Origin of the sequence: Alloacidobacterium dinghuense, assembly GCF_014274465.1 — a bacterium.
In the GTDB taxonomy this organism is placed as follows: Bacteria; Acidobacteriota; Terriglobia; order Terriglobales; family Acidobacteriaceae; genus Alloacidobacterium; species Alloacidobacterium dinghuense.
On record NZ_CP060394.1, the window covers coordinates 1,952,326 to 1,969,517 of the forward strand.

Here is a 17,192-nt window from a genome sequence, read left to right on the forward strand (position 1 = left end):
TTTTCCCCGCGAGCTACACAAGAGCAGAGGCAATTTGATGTCCTAATTAAGGACAGCTATGGAGTTGTGTTTTGAAGATTCGTAACTCGTGCCAACGTCACGAAATATCGACGATAGAAATCTACACTTGGCGAGGGGAGTAACAGGATGCGGTTAGCAGATGAGAGGGTAGTGGTCTGTGGCGCTGGTGGATTTATCGGCGGCCATCTTGTTCAGACACTCTTGAAGAATGGCGTCAGTGTTGTGCGCGCCGTGGACGTAAAGCCTCTCGATGAGTGGTACCAGAAGAACAAAGAAGTTGAAAACCTATCGCTCGACCTAGGCGACAAGGATACCTGCTTCAAGGCGACAGATGATATGCAGGTCGTCTTTCAGCTTGCCGCCGACATGGGCGGCATGGGCTTCATTGAGAACAACAAGGCTCTCTGCATGTTGAGCGTTCTTACAAACACGCACATGCTCATGGCTGCGCGGGACTGTGGTGTAGAGCGCTTCTTCTATTCATCTTCAGCCTGTGTATACAACGGGGACAAGCAGAAAACCGCTGACGTTAGGCCACTCAAAGAAGAAGATGCCTACCCAGCACTGCCCGAGGACGGATACGGGTGGGAGAAGCTCTTTAGCGAGCGCATGTGTCGTCACTTTGAGGAAGATTTCGGTTTGCAGACTCGCGTAGCGCGTTATCACAATGTTTACGGGCCTTTGGGCACCTACGATGGAGGCCGCGAGAAAGCGCCGGCTGCCATTTGCCGCAAAGTGATTCAGGCAAAGGCTTCGGGGAAACATGAAATCGAAATCTGGGGCGACGGCCGTCAGACACGGAGCTTCATGTATATCGACGATTGCACCAAGGGCACGCAGGCAATTCTTGAAAGTGACATTCGTGAGCCCATCAATCTTGGGAGCAGCGAGTTGGTGTCCATCAACCAGCTTGTGGACATCGTGGAAGACATCGCCGGTATCAAGTTGAAGAGAACCTACAAACTCGATGCTCCGAAGGGAGTAAACGGTCGCAACAGCGACAATACAAAAATCCGCCAGTATCTGGGTTGGGAGCCATCGATTCGCCTAAGAGAGGGTATGGCGAAAACCTATGAGTGGATCGAGAGCCAGATGTTGACATCTGCCATCCGATAAGCCAAAGAGGCAAGCTGCATGTCCTGAAATCGTAGAAACCCTCTCTGATTTTTGTTGATTATCTTCCATACGAGCATTGTCTTTAAAGGATTACTTATCTCGGGTCAATCAGAACATAGAATGGAAGTTCTGCTGATCTCCAACTACCGACCGGACAAGCAGCTAAGTATGCTCCGCTATGCTCAGTTGCTTCAGCATGAACTTCACTGTCGCGAATTCACAGTGCGTGTCGTTCATCCTCCAGTCATTTTTGGTGGCCTTTCATTCCTGCCTCGTCCGTTGAAAAAGTGGCTTGGGTATATCGACAAGTATCTCGTCGCACCCACTTATCTTCGCAGGCAAGCTGCTCGCGCTGATATCGTCCACATTTGTGATCACTCCAACGCAATATATTTGCCGTGTGCCGGCACGCGGCCTGCGTTAATTACCTGTCATGACTTACTGGCCGTTTTCGCGGCCCGCGGAATATATCCAGAAGTCGAAGTCGGCTTAACGGGGAGAATGCAGCAGCGCTGGATTGCAACGCATCTTTCGCGGGCTGAGCACGTGATTTGCGTTTCCGAAAAGACGTTGGATGATCTGGAATTGCTTGCTCCGGGAATTCGTTCCAGGTCGACTGTCATCCATCATCACCTCAACTGGCACTATTCACCAGCGACTGCCGAAGCAATTGCCGCAGAGAGAAGAAAGAGCGGCCTTCATCTTGACTCTCCGTATCTACTTCATGTCGGCGGAAACCCTTGGTATAAAAATCGCCTCGGGGTGCTCCAGATATTCGCGGCAATGCGAAAGCACTCGCAGTTTCGAAATGTCAGATTGATTATGGCAGGGAAGCCGCTAACCTCCGAGATGCGTAGATATTGCGAATCATGCGGATTGACGAACGACGTTATTGAGCGGGTGGGAGTTTCCAATGAAGAATTGCAATCGCTGTACAGTGACGCGATTGCGCTACTCTTCCCATCGCTTGAGGAAGGATTTGGCTGGCCGCTGCTCGAAGCGCAGGCTTGCGGATGCCCCGTCATCACGAGTAATCGGCGGCCGATGACTGAGATCGCCGGAGATGCGGCGCTCTATATCGATCCCGATGATCCTGAACAAGCGGCCAGAACAATCGCCGAACATGTTTCCGACCTTTCATCATTGCGATCTGCTGGCTTTACAAATCTGGCGCGTTTCACCACGAACAAAATGGTCGACAGCTATATGAACTACTACCAGCACGTTGCACAATGCGTAAAAGCCGACGCGATAGGGCCGGTAGCGTAAGGGCAGGTGACGTAGTTTCCAACTCAGCCGGTTGGCAAAATTTGATACAATCGGTTTATCTGCTAAGTTATTTGTTTTGTTACGGAGAGGTGGCAGAGCTCGGTTGAATGCACCTGACTCGAAATCAGGCATAGTCGCAAGGCTATCGGGGGTTCGAATCCCTCCCTCTCCGCCATCCCTTTAGTGCCTAGAACAAAAGCACTCCCAGACAATCTGCAACTCATGCCTCTCCGTCGCACACCGCCGCCTTGCGGTTTTCGAGAGGGAAGAGAAGCCCTGCTAAAACTAGTTTGCTTCGGGTTCCCAAATCTGCTAGAAATCCCAAACGTGGAAGGTTGCGGGAAGTTTTCCTTTTGCCCTGTATGCGCAGTTCCGGTTGCTCGTGACTCTGCTGCCGTCTATCCCAAATAAATTAGCCTGCTGATACACCGATGCAGCGCAGCCACCATTGAACATCTCGCTGCATCAGAGAGAGGATGCGGAGGGAGGTATCTCAATGATTGATCGATGCTTCAATCCGGCGTGCAAGCGAAAACTGCATTACTTGCGCGATGGGCGCGTGGTGCGTGTCATTCAGGGCAAGAGTGATGATTACTCCACTGATGATTACTCCATAGAACACTACTGGCTTTGTGGACCCTGCTATGACGTTTACGATTTCGTCTTTCTGCCCAGCGGAAAAGTCACAATAGAACCTAGATCACGAGGACATTCTCCTGAAGTCCATTTCGGCGATGTGCTTCTGCCGGCGGGTGGATATAAGGGATATTGCGGTATTTGAACAGTGTGTTGCGTGAAGGGTTTTGAGCACCGCAGATCAGATTTTATCTTGATGAAAGGTGCGAAGGGTCTGCATCTGGGCTAGCCACTCGTTTACAAACACAGCACCCCAGATAAAGATGCCGGTCTGTGAAGGTAACGGCTTGCCTTCCATCAACCTGGGACGAAGCATACGGAGAAAAGTACTATCTACAAACTCATGCAGTGGAGCTCCTGGCTTTAACAAGTTGTCGAATGCTCCCAAAAATGCCTTCTGTTTGAACTTCTCCTCGATCGGCGCAACAAATCCACTCTTTGTCCGATAGACCATCTCCTGCGGAACATGGCGCGCCAGAGCAGCCTTCAGTAATGCCTTAGGTTGTTTGCTCAATCCATTAACAAATAGCGACTTATAGGCCAGGCGAATCATGGCCGGGCTGAGAAACGGATAAACGACTTCCAGGGAAGTACCAGCATAGAGCGATTTCGACTTCTGCGCAAATATTGCACTGCACACCAGCGCTAAATCCAATGCCGCAATCTGACGACGAGGATCCGAATCAGATAGATAGCTCACCCAGTGCATCGCTAGGTGATCGACAGTACCTTTCACGATCGGGCTGGCGTGGAAGGCAATCCCCTCTAAAGGATTTTGCGCAACAGCCACGAGCGGATACTCCAATTGCGCCGATCGCCGCAGAAGTCTCAATCGGAACTCCAGTTCGTTATTCCTTACATAGGCGCGAGTCAACTTATAAGTTGCGGCTCCCAAGTTCCGCAATGTGCGAGGAAGGGAAGAGATCCTCTGCCATGGCTTAGCTTTTCCAAATAGGCCAAACGCTCCATCCGCACCAGTCCCATCGAAAACAATTGCCCGCTCATTGAACCGCTTAATGACTGATCGAATTAAGGCTGATGTAGGAAGCGTCGAATGGTCAACAAAGGGAATGCGATAGTACTGAGCGGCATGGTCCAGCACGTCTTCAATTTCGGACCCGGAGTCATAGATTCGCGTGAATTTCAATCCCAGGTGCTGAGCCATTCGCTCCGCATGCAGCGACTCCTGATCACCTTTGCCGAAGCAATAGTTCACCAGGGTCACATCCAAGCCAATTGCAGCAGCCCGGGCCGCCAGAATGCCCGAATCGACGCCACCACTGAATAAGATGATTACCGGGCTGTCCTTACATCCAAGTAGCACGGCATCTAAGTGCGAAACTATCTCAGAGGTAAGTTCATCTTTGTCGATTTGCTCTTCCGCGGCATCCGTACCATCGATATCCTGCCTATCAGCGACTCTTCTGACACCTGGTTCCTTAACGTTACTCTTCGAAAATGTTGTTATCGCGCCAGGAGCAACTCTGCGTATCTGCTTCCAGGGACTCAAAGGCGGAATTACAGCTCCAAATTGCAGAAGCGAGTAGATTGCGTTCTCATCAACCGAATCACTGGGCTGATATAGCGTACGCAGGTCGTCGCTGATTACAAACGAATCCCCAGCAGACGATAGACGGTAATGGAGCTGGTCTGTTGCAGTGGCGGGAATTTCTATCTCGATCTGATCAGCGTTCTCTTCGATGCGAAAGCCCATCGTCTCGATGGGCTGATTAAGGCAAAAACGTATAGCCATAAAAGGAAAAGCGATCATATCATGATTACTTTTCCTAAACGGACAGGTTCTAGCCCTGCAGCCGCCTCTAGGCAGCCACTGTGCGTTTCTGCACCCAGGATTTATAGTCTTCGCTCGGATCGCCAAGTCGATAAATGGTATTAAAGGTTTCGACTAGGCGCTGGCTGAGATCAATCTTCACGATGGGAGAAGTGTAGATAAGCTTCGTATTCGGCAGAGTCGCATGACCAAGTGCATAACCCATAAGCCGGTTGCCCGGATGCAACGCTTCGAAGCTTTGAGACGTTACGTTTTCTACGACTGCCCAGCACTCGATCATCACTACTGGCTTCGACATGCAATGAACTCCTTCGACCCAACACGGTAGTAAGAGCAACGCGAATGCCAAAAGCCTGGCAGGAAATGAACGAGTTATGGGGCAATTGATTCAGATCATGGAGAATTTTTTGCCATGACAATGAAATTCTGCCGGTAACGACCTTGGTGCCGAACGAGCAAGGCAAAGGTGGATATGAAATCGATGGAGGGCCAAAGCCGAAAGACGAGTCACTGACGCTGATGTCTTTATTTATCAGGCATTTTCGTGGAGATAGCAAAGGCAGATGATGCAGTAGTTATGTCCGATAACGGATATTCTGTTAATCAAGAGGCCTGCCCCAAAACAGGCCCCCATCATTCTCAATTTCAGCGCCCTAGGCTATACCCCGATCACCGCGCATAGCTCCTTCACTGCATCAGCGCTCTTCTTCAACGCAGCAGCTTCTTCAGCAGTGAGCTTGATCTCGATAATCTGTTCCAAGCCACGAGCACCTAGTTTGCACGGCACGCCGACATACAGACCATCAATACCGTACTCGCCCTGGAGATACGCAGCACACGGCAGAATTTTCTTCTTGTCCTTCAGAATTGCCTCAACCATCTCGACTGTCGCCGCCGAAGGCGCATAGTAGGCGCTGCCGGTCTTGAGGTGCTTCACGATCTCAGCTCCGCCATCGCGTGTCCGCTGGACCAGCGCTTCCAGCTTCGCGGGCTCAATCAGCTCCGTAATCGGAATCCCGGCAACTGTTGAAAAACGCGGTAGCGGAACCATCGTGTCCCCATGCCCGCCCAGGACGAACGCGGTCACATTCTCCACTGAAACCTTGAGCTCCTCCGCAATGAATGTCCGGAAACGCGCCGAGTCCAACACCCCCGCCATACCAATCACGCGCTCGCGATTGAACTTCGCCTGCTTGAACGCGGCCTGCGCCATCGCATCCAGCGGGTTTGAAACCACAATCAGGATGCAGTTCGGCGACGCAGCCGTGACCTTGCTTACCACATCCGACATGATCTTGTAGTTGGTTTGCAACAGGTCGTCGCGGCTCATACCCGGCTTGCGCGGAATCCCCGCCGTAATCACCACAATGTCGGAGTTGGCCGTATCGGCATAGTCATTGGTGCCTATAATGTGGCAGTCGCGCTTCTCAATCGGCATCGCCTCCAGCAGATCGAGACCCTTGCCCTGCGGAATCCCTTCCACCACATCGATCAGGATCACATCCGCCAGCTCTTTGGAGGCAATCCAGTGCGCAGCCGTAGCACCCACATTCCCTGCACCAACAATCGTTACCTTCTTACGCATTACTTCTCCTTAATAAAATCTCGATGTCATCCTGAGCGCAGCGAAGAATCTGCTTTTCGCCAACCCAGGCAGTGAACTACATGTTCTCGATCATCCGCGTAGCAAACTCGCTCGTCTTCACCTTGGTCGCGCCTTGCATCTGGCGCTCAAAGTCATAGGTCACATGCTTCTGCTGAATCGTCTTCTCCATAGACGACTCAACCAGCCTGGCCGCCTCATGCCAACCAAGAAACTCAAAGAGCATCACGCCCGAAAGCATTACCGATCCAGGGTTGATCACATCCTTGTCCGCATACTTTGGAGCCGTTCCATGCGTCGCTTCGAACACCGCATACCCGTCGCCGATATTGGCGCCCGGAGCAATCCCCAGCCCGCCAACCTGCGCCGCGCAGGCGTCAGAGATGTAGTCACCATTCAGATTCGGGCAAGCGAGCACACTGTATTCATCCGGACGGATAATTATCTGCTGGAAAATCGAATCGGCAATGCGGTCATTGATCAGCACCTTCTTCTTCCACTGACCGTTGCCATGCGACTTACCAATCGAATCCAGCACGCCCTTCACTTCCGCAAACAGTTCCTTGCGGAAATCCTCCGAGCCAAACTCCAGGCCGGGCTCAATCAACGCGGCATTTTCCTCGACCGTCAGCTTCGGATTCGCTTCCTGATTTCCCAGAATCCAGCTCTCGCGCTCCGTCACTACCGCATCGCGGAACTCATCGACAGCAACTTCATAACCCCACTCGCGAAACGCGCCTTCGGTGAACTTCTGAATGTTGCCCTTGTGAACCAGCGTCACCGACTTGCGCTTGTTTTCAATCGCATACTTGATTGCGTACCGTACCAGCCGCTTCGTCCCGGTAATCGAGATCGGCTTGATGCCGACGCCCGAATCCGTGCGCACCTTCTTCTTGCCGCCTTTCAGCATGTCGTCGTTCAGAAAACTAATCAGCTTCGCAGCTTCAGGAGTTCCCTCTTTGAACTCGATGCCCGCATACACGTCCTCCGTGTTCTCGCGGAAGATCACCACATCCAGCTTCTCCGGATACTTCACCGGACTCGGCACACCCTGGTAATACTTCACCGGCCGCACGCACGAATACAGATCGAGAATCTGCCGCAGCGCCACATTCAACGACCGAATCCCTCCACCCACCGGAGTCGTCAGCGGCCCCTTGATCGACACGCGCAGATCGCGCGCCGCATTCACCGTGTCATCCGGAAGCCACGTCTTGAACTCGCGGAACGCCTTCTCGCCCGCATACACCTCAAACCACTTCACCGAGCGCTTGCCGCCGTAAGCTTTCTCCACCGCAGCATCAAACACACGCTGCGACGCGCGCCAAATATCGCGCCCCGTGCCGTCGCCTTCAATAAAAGGAACAATCGGGTGATCCGGAACCTGATACTTTCCGTCTGCATACTTGATCGGCTCGCCATCGGCAGGCAAGGATTTTCCGTTATACGTCGTCTGCATGTGTCTGGATATCTCCAAGCAAGATAAGAAATGAGGACCGCAAGATTTGATTCCCCTTGAGGCTACCATCCGCTCAAGACGAGTGGCAATTCGCGCAACATTCCTCCTTATAGGCTGTCATCCTAAGCACAGCGAGGATCTGCTTTTCGCATCGGTCAGCACGAAAAAGGATGCTCCATTCTTGACCAAAGCCAGGGTATGACCATAAATTTTCCCCGAATGATCCCGACAAGGACAGAACCAAGTAAAATCATGGTGGAATCGATACCATGCGCTTGCTTAAAATTCTGCCCGCCCTCTTGCTGAGCATGCTTCCCACGCTCAGCTTCGCGCAGCAACAACCACTCCGCGTAGCCATCTACGGACTCGAACACGGACACATCGCCGGTTTCCTCCACCAGTTTCCGCAGCAGCAGGACGTTGAACTGGTCGGCATCGTAGAAGCCGACAAAGCCCTTGCCAACCGTTACCAGCAAGAGTTCCACCTCGACTCCAGCCTCTTCTACAACACACTCGATGAAGTCGTAACCGCAAAGCACCCGCAGGCCCTGCTCGTCTACACCCCAGTCGGCGATCATCGCAAGGTCATCGAAATGGCAGCGCAGCACAACCTCAGCGTTATGGTCGAAAAGCCTCTGACCATCTCACTCGACGACGCTCTCGCCATCCGCCGCGCCGCCCGCGCCCATAACATTCATGTACTCGTTAATTACGAGACCACTTGGTACTCCAGCAATAAAGCCGTCCACGACCTCATCAGCCAAGACAAGTTCGGAGACGTCCGCAAAGTCGTCGTCCACGACGGGCACGAAGGCCCAAAGGAAATCAACGTCCAGCCTGAATTCCTGAAGTGGCTAACCGACCCAGCCAAAAACCCAGGAGCGCTCTACGATTTCGGCTGCTACGGAGCCGATCTCATGACATGGTGGATGCAAGGCAAAGCGCCCATCAGCGTTACAGCGGTCGCACAAACCGACAAGCCTGACATCTACCCCAACGTAAATGACGACGCTACCATTATCCTGCAGTACCCCGGCGCACAAGCCGTTCTCATGCCCTCATGGAACTGGACCTTCTCGCGCAAAGACTCCGAGATTTACGGCAATAAGGGCTACGCCATCACTGTGGGCCTGACTAAGCTGCGCGTTCGTTATGTAGGAGAAAAGCAGGAAAGCGAAGTCACACCCGACCCGCTCCAACCGCCAGAGGATACTTCCCTGCACTACCTGGCAGCCGTAATGAGCGGTTCACTCAAGCCAGACGGTGACCAAGCATCGCTCGACACCAACGTGATCGTCATGCAGATCCTCGACGCAGCCCGTGAATCCGTCCGCACTGGGCGCACCGTCAAACTCAAACCATTACCGGCTAACTAACCGAGGAAAGAGACTGTCATCCTGAGCGTGCCCGTAGTCGAAGGACCTGCGGTTTGCATCGATCAGTACGAAAAAGGGTGCCTCATCCTGTCGCGCACTATGCGACAGGGTGGGAAAAGCAAGAACCCGCCCCGCGAATCTAATTAAAGCGAAAACTACACAATCGACTGGACGCGCTTTGCAGCCGCATCATAGACATTCCCGGCAGTCTCCACCGCGTCCTCTACAGCGCCCCTGCCAGCCTTGTACGCCTTGCTGGCCCGATCACCAATCGTATCCGCAGTGTCTCTCACATAGTCTGAGGCGTCTTCCAGCTTCCGCCGAACCTGCCGCCGCGTCTTCTCACCTGTTTGCGGCGCATATAACAGGGCAACCGCAGCTCCCGCTGCCACTCCAATCGTAAAAACAGCCCAGAATTTCGTTGCATTCATAACTCACTCCTTATGACGACGTTACTCGCAGTAAGATACGCCCCTGACGCCGCAGGTTGCAGCGATCCAGCATGCAATCCACTTCGTCTATTAGAATAAATAGGTTAGACTCTTCCGCACACGCGCCAAGTAGACACCCTGAAATGACGAATCGTTTTCCTTCTCTTTCTGTATCGCAATCCCCGTATTGCAGACAGGCAGTCCCCTCAAGGAACTCCCTGCTCCATCGCTCCGGATACAACAGATGAGCGATCAGAAAACCGCCGTCATTATCGGAGCCGGGCCCGCCGGCCTCACTGCCGCGCTGGAATTCCTGCGCCGCTCCAACATTCGCCCCATTGTCCTTGAAGCTACCAACGAAATCGGCGGCATCTCCCGCACCGTGCGCTACAAAGGCAATCGCATGGACATCGGCGGTCACCGCTTCTTCTCGAAGTCTGATCGCGTCATGCAGTGGTGGATCGATCTGATGCCCCCCGAAGACACTGCCGCGGAAATCAGTTATCAGGGCAAGAAGCGCGTCGTGACCGTGCCTGCACATCTGCAGGAAGAGCCACCTCTGCGCGGCCTTGGTCCATTGACGCATGAGGCAGAAACGGAAGACTCTGACGAAGAAGAGATCAGTCCCGACGAGGTTGTCGCAGTCGTCGTCGCTCCGCCACCGGAGAACGAAGATCTCGTCATGCTGGTGCGTCCGCGCAAAAGCCGCATCTATTTTTTGCGTAGCTTCTTCGATTACCCCATCAGCCTCAGCGCGCAAACGATACGCCAGCTCGGGGCGTGGCGCATGTTCAAGATCGGCATCGGCTACATCCGAGCAAAGCTCTTTCCTCGCAAGCAGGAAAACACCCTCGAAGATTTCCTCATCAACCGCTTCGGCACCGAGCTTTACCTCACCTTCTTCAAGTCCTATACAGAAAAAGTCTGGGGAGTTCCCTGCGACCACATCAGCGCCGCCTGGGGAGCGCAGCGCATCAAGGGCCTGTCCCTGCGCACGGCCATCACGCATTTCCTGAAGAAGACCTTCGGCCGCAAGAAGTCTTCCGACATCGCGCAAAAAGAGATGGAAACCTCTCTCATCGAAAAGTTTCTCTATCCGAAATATGGCCCCGGCCAGCTCTGGGAACATGTAGCTGATCTGGTTACAGAAAAAGGCGGCAGCGTAGAAATGAGCTGGTACGTCAACAAGCTGCACATCGAAGGCAACCGCATCGCGACAGTCGAAGCCGTCAACCCTGCCGGCGAAAGGCGCACCATCGAGGCCGACTATGTTTTCTCCACCATGCCGGTGCGCGATCTCATCCGCAGCCTCGATGTTCCCGTTCCCGATACGATCCGCGCCATCAGCGACGGCCTCATCTACCGCGACTTCCTGACCGTTGGCCTGCTCGTCAACAGGCTCTCCGTTACCGAACCCGATAGTTCTCCACTTAAGGACACATGGATCTACATTCAAGAGCCCGACGTTCAATTAGGCCGCCTGCAGATCTTCAATAACTGGAGTCCCTACCTCGTCGCCGACCCCAGCAAAGTCTGGATCGGCCTCGAATACTTCTGCTATGAAACCGACGACCTCTGGCGTATGCCCGACGACGAGATCAAGAAATTTGCCATCGCCGAAGTCGAAAAGATCGGCATCCTCAAAGCCTCCGACGTCCTCGACGCGCACGTCGTCCGCGTCCCGAAAACCTACCCCGCCTACTTCGGAACCTACGACAAGTTCGACGAGATCATCCAGTACATGGACCGCTTCGAAAACCTCTTCCTCGTAGGCCGCAACGGCATGCACAAATACAACAACCAAGACCACTCGATGCTCACCGCCATGACCGCCGTCGACAACATCCTCGCCGGCAACATGGACAAAGGCGTCCTATGGAAAATCAACACCGAGCAGGAATACCACGAGGAAAAATAAGCTGATTAGAGCAAGAACAGGAATGCCCTATTTTAAAAGAACCGGAGGATCAGTTGAGCAATTGGCGTCGTGGGCTTGCGATATTTGGCTATGCCGCGCTGTGTGCCTCCCTCATGCTCCACATCGCGATGTGGGTTCGAGCGAAACAACTGCATGGATTTTGGGGGCATTTCAGTGAGGCTTCCCGATGGTTCCAAGCGATTGATCTAACAGCATTGCTTGCAATCACTCTATGCCTGTTTGGAGCGGGCTGGCGCAGATGGCTTGGTGTAACCCTCGGGCTGCTGTCTTTTGTGTTGTGCTGTGGATATGCAGCCGGATTGTAAGAACGGCACAAACCAAATTAAGAGTTTTATCTCAGAGTGAGGAAGCAATACATCAAACCAGCCACAGCGTATCCTATAGAGTGAACCTGCGCGGCAAACTCCTGACCATCGTCCTCGCCCTTAGCACGCCATTCTCAATCGCCCAGCAATATTCCGCCGACAAGCCCCTCGGAGCCTCCGCACAATCTACACCCTCGTACCTTAAAAACGCAGGCATCGACCAGAACCTCAACCACGCACTCCCGCTCAATCACCACTTCCACGACGAGAGTAACAACGACGTCGCCCTCGGCAGCTACTTCGGCCACCGTCCTGCCGTCATGGCCCTCGTCTACTTCAAGTGCGGAATGCTCTGCCCGCAAGTTCTCCACGGCATGGCCTCAGCCCTCAAGCAAGCTGGCCTGCAACCCGGCGACGACTACGACGTCATCGTCGCCAGCATCGATCCAAGTGACACACCCGCCGACGCCACCAAAGCCAAACAGCATTTCCTCATGATGCTCGACAATCCCGACGCCGCCTCCAGCGTGCACTTTCTCACCGGCGAGCAATCCTCCATCACCGACCTCGCCCAGGCCACCGGCTTCCACTACGTTCGCGTCCCCGGCCCCGACGGCAAAATGGACCAGTTCGCCCACTCCAGCGTCATCATGATCGCCACCCCCGACGGCCGCATGTCCAAGTACCTCTCCGGCGTCGATTACCAGCCGCGCGACGTGCGCCTCGCCCTCGTCGAAGCCAGCGACCACAAAATCGGCTCCCTCACCGACCTCGTCATCCTCTACTGCTGCAACTACACTCCCAGCCAGGGCCGATACACCGTCGCCATCATGCGCGTCCTCGGACTCGCCGCGATGGGCTCCGTCTTCATGCTCATCGTTGTCTTCTACCTGCTTGGTAAGAAACCAAGACCAGCCGTATGAACGAAGCCCTTCGTGCCGAATTGATCCGCATGAAGGACTACGACCTCGAGGTACGACAGCGCCTCCTCGACGAAGGAAAACTAGGTGGGTTCTACGTCCCGGAAATGGAAGCCGTCCACCGCCAAAATTCTGCACGCCTCCGCGAAATCATCGCCGAACACGGCTGGCCCCACGAAGAAATCGCCGGAGAAGACGGAGCCAAGGCCGCATGGCTCATCGCTCAGCATGCCATCGGAGAGCCCGACTTCCAACGCCAGTCCCTCCAATATCTCCAGCGCTACGCCGCCGAAGGAAAACTCCCTGCGTGGCAGGCCGCATACATCGAAGACCGCATCGCCATACAGGAAGGCCGCCCGCAACGCTACGGAACACAATGGATCGACGACATCCGCGACGGCCTCACGCGCCCACTCCCGCTCGAAGACCCCGAACGTGTCAACGAACTCCGAGCCTCCGTCGGCCTAGGCCCATTGCACCCAATCCCGCCACCCGGCCCCGACTTGCCCGAAGAAATGCAGAAGCAGGAGCAAGCCAATCGTGATGCCTGGGAAGCATGGTTCGTAAGAGTAGGCTGGCGAAAGGGCTAAGTTACCGCGCCGCCCGGACCGGTTTCCGCTGCCGCGGCTTCACTTCCTTGGCTACCGCAGCCTGCGGAGCGCCGCCTGATTGCTGATCCATCCAGTCGTCCAGCCGTGACTTCTTGAACCGCCAGCGGTTCCCCAGCTTGAATGCGGGAATAAAGCTCTCCGACGCATATTTGTACAGCGTATCCGGGCTGATTCCCAGATATTCGGCTGCCTGCCGAATATCCATTACTTCTCGAACCTCACTGCGCGCAACTGCTGCTTTCATTTATCGCCTCCTGAAAATGAATCAATACGTTGGCAGGACAAAAAATTACCCGGCCTTGCGCTTATACCTGTTTTGCGGGAACGGTTCAAGAAATTTCGGTAAATGTCAGTTTATATCCGGGAATCTTACCTAAAACACCGGCAATTGCCCCGTATCCAAGCTTGCAGTATCAAAGTTGGTTCCTTCTCCGCTCCGCTTGATGTTTCAGATCAAGTTATGGGCTCTAAATAGTAGAAAAGGCCAGACATAAAGTCTGGCCTTCAATCGACACTGGCAGCTTGAGATCTAAACCTTAGGCTCCAGCCCATCCAGAATCTCAAGAAAATTGTCCGTCACTGTCCGGTTCTTCGAGATCGCCTCGGCAATCGGAATATCCTTGATCTCGGTTCCCCGCAGAACAACCAGCCGCCCAAAATTCCCTTGGTGGACCAGGTCAATCGCCGCCAGCCCATACCGCGTCGCCAGCATCCGGTCATAGGCCGTCGGAGTGCCACCTCTCTGCGTATGCCCCAGGTTCACTGACCGCGTCTCATATCCAGTCTTCCCTTCAATCATCTCCGCCAGCGCCTGCCCCACTCCGCTCAGCCGCGCGTGGCCAAACGAGTCGACCTTGCTGCCCTGTGTCGCCTGTCCACCGCCCGGCAGCTTTGCACCCTCCGCCACGACGACAATCCCATACTTCTTGCCATGGTCATGGTTGTACTTGAGCAGCCCGCAGACATGGTCGAGGTCAATCGGCTTTTCCGGGACCAGCACTACATGAGCGCCGCCCGCTACGCCAGCTGTTAAAGCGATCCAGCCCGCATCGCGTCCCATCACCTCGCAAACGATCACGCGGTTATGGGCCTCAGCCGTCGTGTGCAGCCGGTCGACCGCCTCAGTCGCAATCGAAACCGCCGTGTCGAACCCAAAGCACGCATCAGTTCCGTAAAGGTCGTTATCAATCGTCTTCGGAACACCCACGCCCGGCACGCCCGCCTGAATGAGTGCATTCGTCACCGACTGCGTATCGTCGCCGCCAATCGCAATCAGCGCGTCAATTTTGTTGGCCTTCAGCGTGGCCACACATTTTTCAATGCCGCCTTCAATCTTGCGAACGTTCGTGCGCGATGTACGCAACACCGTGCCGCCCTGGTCGAGAATCCCGTCGACCGCCGCCAGCGTCAGCGGCGCCGAATTATTGTCCAGCACTCCACGCCAGCCCTCCAGAAACCCGACAAACTCATCGCCATAGTGAAGAATTCCCTTCTTCACCACCGCATGAATCACAGCATTCAATCCGGGACAGTCACCGCCACCCGTAAGCAAACCAACTCGCATCTTTAACTCCTAAAATCAAAAATGAATCGGGATGTTGTTTGTTTTCGCGAAAATACGCCAGGACGATGATAATTGCCACCGCGCTGGCTTACAAATTCACCGGCACACAGCCGGAGGAGTGGCTCATTCAAGCGTCCAGCACTGACGTAGCAATTAAAAGAAGTAGTTGTTGCGGCATTTTCAGCTCGGGGTGAAGCACGGGCTTCATGTTCCCATCTGACTTAAGTGAGCAGTTCCTACTATGCCCGCACCTCATCCGGATAAAACGCCGCAATCTCTGCTGCATACTTCTGATTCACCACTCGCCGCTTCAGCTTGAGACTCGGCGTCAGCTCTCCGCCACCAAGCGACCACTCCTCGGGCACCAGCTTAAACCGCTTGATCGTCTCAAACTGCGCGAGCCCGCTGTTCACCTCATCGACAATCGCCTGATACTTCGCCACCACCGCAGGATCAGTCACCAGCTCCCGCCGCGTGGGCGCACTGATTCCCTGCTGCTTCGCCCATTCCTCTAGGGCCTTGAAGTTCGGGGAGATTAACGCGCTCAGAAATTTGTACTTGTCACCAACCACCGCCACCTCGCTTACAAACATTGAAGCCTTTAGCTTGTTCTCAATCGGCTGCGGAGCAATGAGCTTCCCGCCCGAAGTCTTCAGCAGTTCCTTTTTGCGGTCAGTGATATAGAGAAAACCGTCCTCGTCAATGCGCCCGATGTCACCCGTGCGGAACCAGTGCTCGGCATCGAACGCCGCCGCTGTCTCGTCGGGTTTGTGCCAGTAGCCCTTGAAGATGTTCGGACCACGCACCAGCAACTCGCCATCGTCCGCAATGCGGCACTCCACATTTGGCAACGGCTTGCCGACAGACCCCATCCGGTACGCCGTCATTGTGTTAATCGCCAGCACCGGCGAAGTCTCCGTCAACCCGTAGCCCTCAAGAATCCGAATTCCAACACCTGCAAACCATCCCGCCGTGTCCATCCCCAGCGGAGCGCCGCCAGCAATGTAATAACGTACGCGCCCACCGAAGCCGCTCTGAATCTTGGTGAAGACCAGCTTGTTCGCAATCTTCCAGCCCGGCGACGAAGGCGTCTCTCCACGCAGAATCTCCTCGCGATGCTTCTGCCCCGTCTTCACTGCCCAGCCAAAGATGCGCTTCTTAGCACCGGAAAGCGAAGCCTGCCGCTCCGCCTCCTGCCGAACCTTCTCATATACGCGCGGGACCGCTACCAGAACGGTGGGCCGAATCTCCTTCAAAGCACCCGGCAGTCGCTCGAAACTCGGGCAATACGCCACCGTAGCCTGACGCGTATAGATCGCATAATCCAGATGCCGTGCCGTAATGTGCGAGAGCGGCAGAAACGAAATGCACGAATCCGTCTGAGAAATCTTGAAACCAGCCAGCGAATAATTCAGATTCGACGCAATATTCCCATGCGTCAGCATCACGCCCTTCGGCTCGCCCGTCGTGCCCGACGTGTAGATCAGCGTTGCCAGGTCATCCGGAGCCACGTCATAAGCCGCGCGATCAAAAGCCGCATCGCGTTCCGAGCCTTTGCTGTCCGCATCTTTCAGCAGCGAGGACATCAGAACCGCGTCTGCAACGCCTTCATCATCCATCACGACAATCTTTTCGATCGCTGTCTTGCTCCGCAGCGAAGCTACCTTGTCGTACTGCTGCCGCGATGACACCACAGCAACACGCGTACCCGAGTCGGCAAGCAGCGCGCCCACTTGCTCAGCCGTTAACGTGGGATAAATCGGAACATCGACCGCGCCGATCGCTAGCGCAGCAAAATCGGTAACAGCCCACTCCCAGCGGTTCTCTCCGAGAATGGCTACGCGGTCGCCTTTCTTGATCCCCCAACTCGACAGGGCTGCGGCAAACGCTCGCACGCGCTGATACACCTGCATCCCGGAAAATGACTGCCACTTGCCTGCCGCGTCGATGTACATCACGCATCGAGGCTGCGAGTTTGTCGCCACGAGAAAGAAACTGTCGTTGAGCGTTTTGAGCTGAAGCATGCTGTCTGGCTGTACTCCTGAACTAACTCGACCAATCTATCGGAGCGGCTCCCAATTGCCAAGCGCCGTAAAAAAGACAGTGTCCCTTTTGCCACGTGCTGCATCCAGTTCCTAAACAATTCTTTT

At 54.6% G+C, this 17,192-nt stretch carries 16 protein-coding genes and 1 tRNA gene; 8 read left to right on the forward strand and 9 right to left on the reverse strand.

All coding sequences use genetic code 11. From position 1 onward, the window contains the following. The first annotated feature begins 147 nt into the window (after positions 1 to 147). The 4 genes from H7849_RS07845 to H7849_RS07860 all read left to right on the forward strand — a co-directional run bounded on the left by H7849_RS07845 (position 148) and on the right by H7849_RS07860 (position 3,187). Positions 148 to 1,137, forward strand: coding sequence for an NAD-dependent epimerase/dehydratase family protein (locus H7849_RS07845; protein WP_186745485.1), 990 nt, complete (start codon positions 148 to 150; stop codon positions 1,135 to 1,137). Between the two features lie 120 nt (positions 1,138 to 1,257). Continuing rightward, a complete protein-coding gene (locus H7849_RS07850; protein WP_186745486.1) occupies positions 1,258 to 2,406 on the forward strand; it encodes a glycosyltransferase family 4 protein in 1,149 nt (382 codons plus the stop codon). Positions 2,407 to 2,489: 83 nt separating this feature from the next. Beyond that, positions 2,490 to 2,581: transfer RNA gene (locus H7849_RS07855), tRNA-Ser, on the forward strand. Between the two features lie 321 nt (positions 2,582 to 2,902). After that, positions 2,903 to 3,187: a hypothetical protein gene (locus tag H7849_RS07860; RefSeq protein ID WP_186745488.1), complete on the forward strand. Its 285-nt coding sequence runs from the start codon at positions 2,903 to 2,905 to the stop codon at positions 3,185 to 3,187. A gap of 36 nt (positions 3,188 to 3,223) precedes the next feature. Here H7849_RS07860 and H7849_RS07865 read toward each other — a convergent pair whose 3' ends face one another. The 4 genes from H7849_RS07865 to H7849_RS07880 all read right to left on the reverse strand — a co-directional run bounded on the left by H7849_RS07865 (position 3,224) and on the right by H7849_RS07880 (position 7,896). Further along, positions 3,224 to 4,813: an asparagine synthase-related protein gene (locus H7849_RS07865; RefSeq protein WP_186745490.1), complete on the reverse strand. Its 1,590-nt coding sequence runs from the start codon at positions 4,811 to 4,813 to the stop codon at positions 3,224 to 3,226. Between the two features lie 49 nt (positions 4,814 to 4,862). Then, positions 4,863 to 5,132, reverse strand: coding sequence for a hypothetical protein (locus H7849_RS07870; RefSeq protein ID WP_186745492.1), 270 nt, complete (start codon positions 5,130 to 5,132; stop codon positions 4,863 to 4,865). 360 nt (positions 5,133 to 5,492) lie between these two features. Next, positions 5,493 to 6,419 (reverse strand): malate dehydrogenase, encoded by a 927-nt coding sequence (mdh, locus tag H7849_RS07875; RefSeq protein WP_186745493.1) that lies wholly within the window; start codon positions 6,417 to 6,419, stop codon positions 5,493 to 5,495. A 76-nt stretch (positions 6,420 to 6,495) separates the two neighbouring features. Continuing rightward, positions 6,496 to 7,896, reverse strand: coding sequence for an NADP-dependent isocitrate dehydrogenase (locus tag H7849_RS07880; RefSeq protein WP_186745495.1), 1,401 nt, complete (start codon positions 7,894 to 7,896; stop codon positions 6,496 to 6,498). 269 nt (positions 7,897 to 8,165) lie between these two features. Here H7849_RS07880 and H7849_RS07885 point away from each other — a divergent pair, with 269 nt between their 5' ends. Beyond that, the gene (locus H7849_RS07885) at positions 8,166 to 9,272 is read left to right on the forward strand and encodes a Gfo/Idh/MocA family protein (RefSeq protein ID WP_186745496.1); all 1,107 of its coding nucleotides are present in this window, start codon (positions 8,166 to 8,168) and stop codon (positions 9,270 to 9,272) included. A 155-nt stretch (positions 9,273 to 9,427) separates the two neighbouring features. Here H7849_RS07885 and H7849_RS07890 read toward each other — a convergent pair whose 3' ends face one another. Beyond that, the gene (locus tag H7849_RS07890; protein WP_186745498.1) at positions 9,428 to 9,703 is read right to left on the reverse strand and encodes a YtxH domain-containing protein; all 276 of its coding nucleotides are present in this window, start codon (positions 9,701 to 9,703) and stop codon (positions 9,428 to 9,430) included. A 244-nt stretch (positions 9,704 to 9,947) separates the two neighbouring features. Between H7849_RS07890 and H7849_RS07895 the strand changes: the two genes are divergently transcribed. Next, the gene (locus H7849_RS07895) at positions 9,948 to 11,621 is read left to right on the forward strand and encodes an NAD(P)/FAD-dependent oxidoreductase (protein ID WP_186745500.1); all 1,674 of its coding nucleotides are present in this window, start codon (positions 9,948 to 9,950) and stop codon (positions 11,619 to 11,621) included. A gap of 32 nt (positions 11,622 to 11,653) precedes the next feature. Here H7849_RS07895 and H7849_RS07900 read toward each other — a convergent pair whose 3' ends face one another. Continuing rightward, positions 11,654 to 11,791 (reverse strand): hypothetical protein, encoded by a 138-nt coding sequence (locus tag H7849_RS07900; RefSeq protein ID WP_186745502.1) that lies wholly within the window; start codon positions 11,789 to 11,791, stop codon positions 11,654 to 11,656. Between the two features lie 62 nt (positions 11,792 to 11,853). Here H7849_RS07900 and H7849_RS07905 point away from each other — a divergent pair, with 62 nt between their 5' ends. Next, positions 11,854 to 12,870 (forward strand): SCO family protein, encoded by a 1,017-nt coding sequence (locus H7849_RS07905; protein ID WP_186745504.1) that lies wholly within the window; start codon positions 11,854 to 11,856, stop codon positions 12,868 to 12,870. After that, on the forward strand, positions 12,867 to 13,457 hold the full coding sequence (locus H7849_RS07910; protein ID WP_186745506.1) for a DUF6624 domain-containing protein: 591 nt from the start codon (positions 12,867 to 12,869) through the stop codon (positions 13,455 to 13,457). The genes H7849_RS07905 and H7849_RS07910 overlap by 4 nt, the downstream gene beginning before the upstream one ends. 1 nt (position 13,458) lies before the next feature. On the opposite strand, the gene H7849_RS07915 is transcribed toward H7849_RS07910, so the two are convergent. From H7849_RS07915 to H7849_RS07925, 3 genes are all read right to left on the reverse strand, one after another. Continuing rightward, positions 13,459 to 13,722, reverse strand: a complete 264-nt coding sequence (locus H7849_RS07915) for a helix-turn-helix domain-containing protein (protein ID WP_186745508.1) — start codon at positions 13,720 to 13,722, stop codon at positions 13,459 to 13,461. 285 nt (positions 13,723 to 14,007) lie between these two features. Continuing rightward, a complete protein-coding gene (locus H7849_RS07920; RefSeq protein ID WP_186745510.1) occupies positions 14,008 to 15,042 on the reverse strand; it encodes a 6-phosphofructokinase in 1,035 nt (344 codons plus the stop codon). A 239-nt stretch (positions 15,043 to 15,281) separates the two neighbouring features. Then, the gene (locus H7849_RS07925) at positions 15,282 to 17,066 is read right to left on the reverse strand and encodes an AMP-dependent synthetase/ligase (protein ID WP_186745512.1); all 1,785 of its coding nucleotides are present in this window, start codon (positions 17,064 to 17,066) and stop codon (positions 15,282 to 15,284) included. Positions 17,067 to 17,192: the final 126 nt, after the last annotated feature.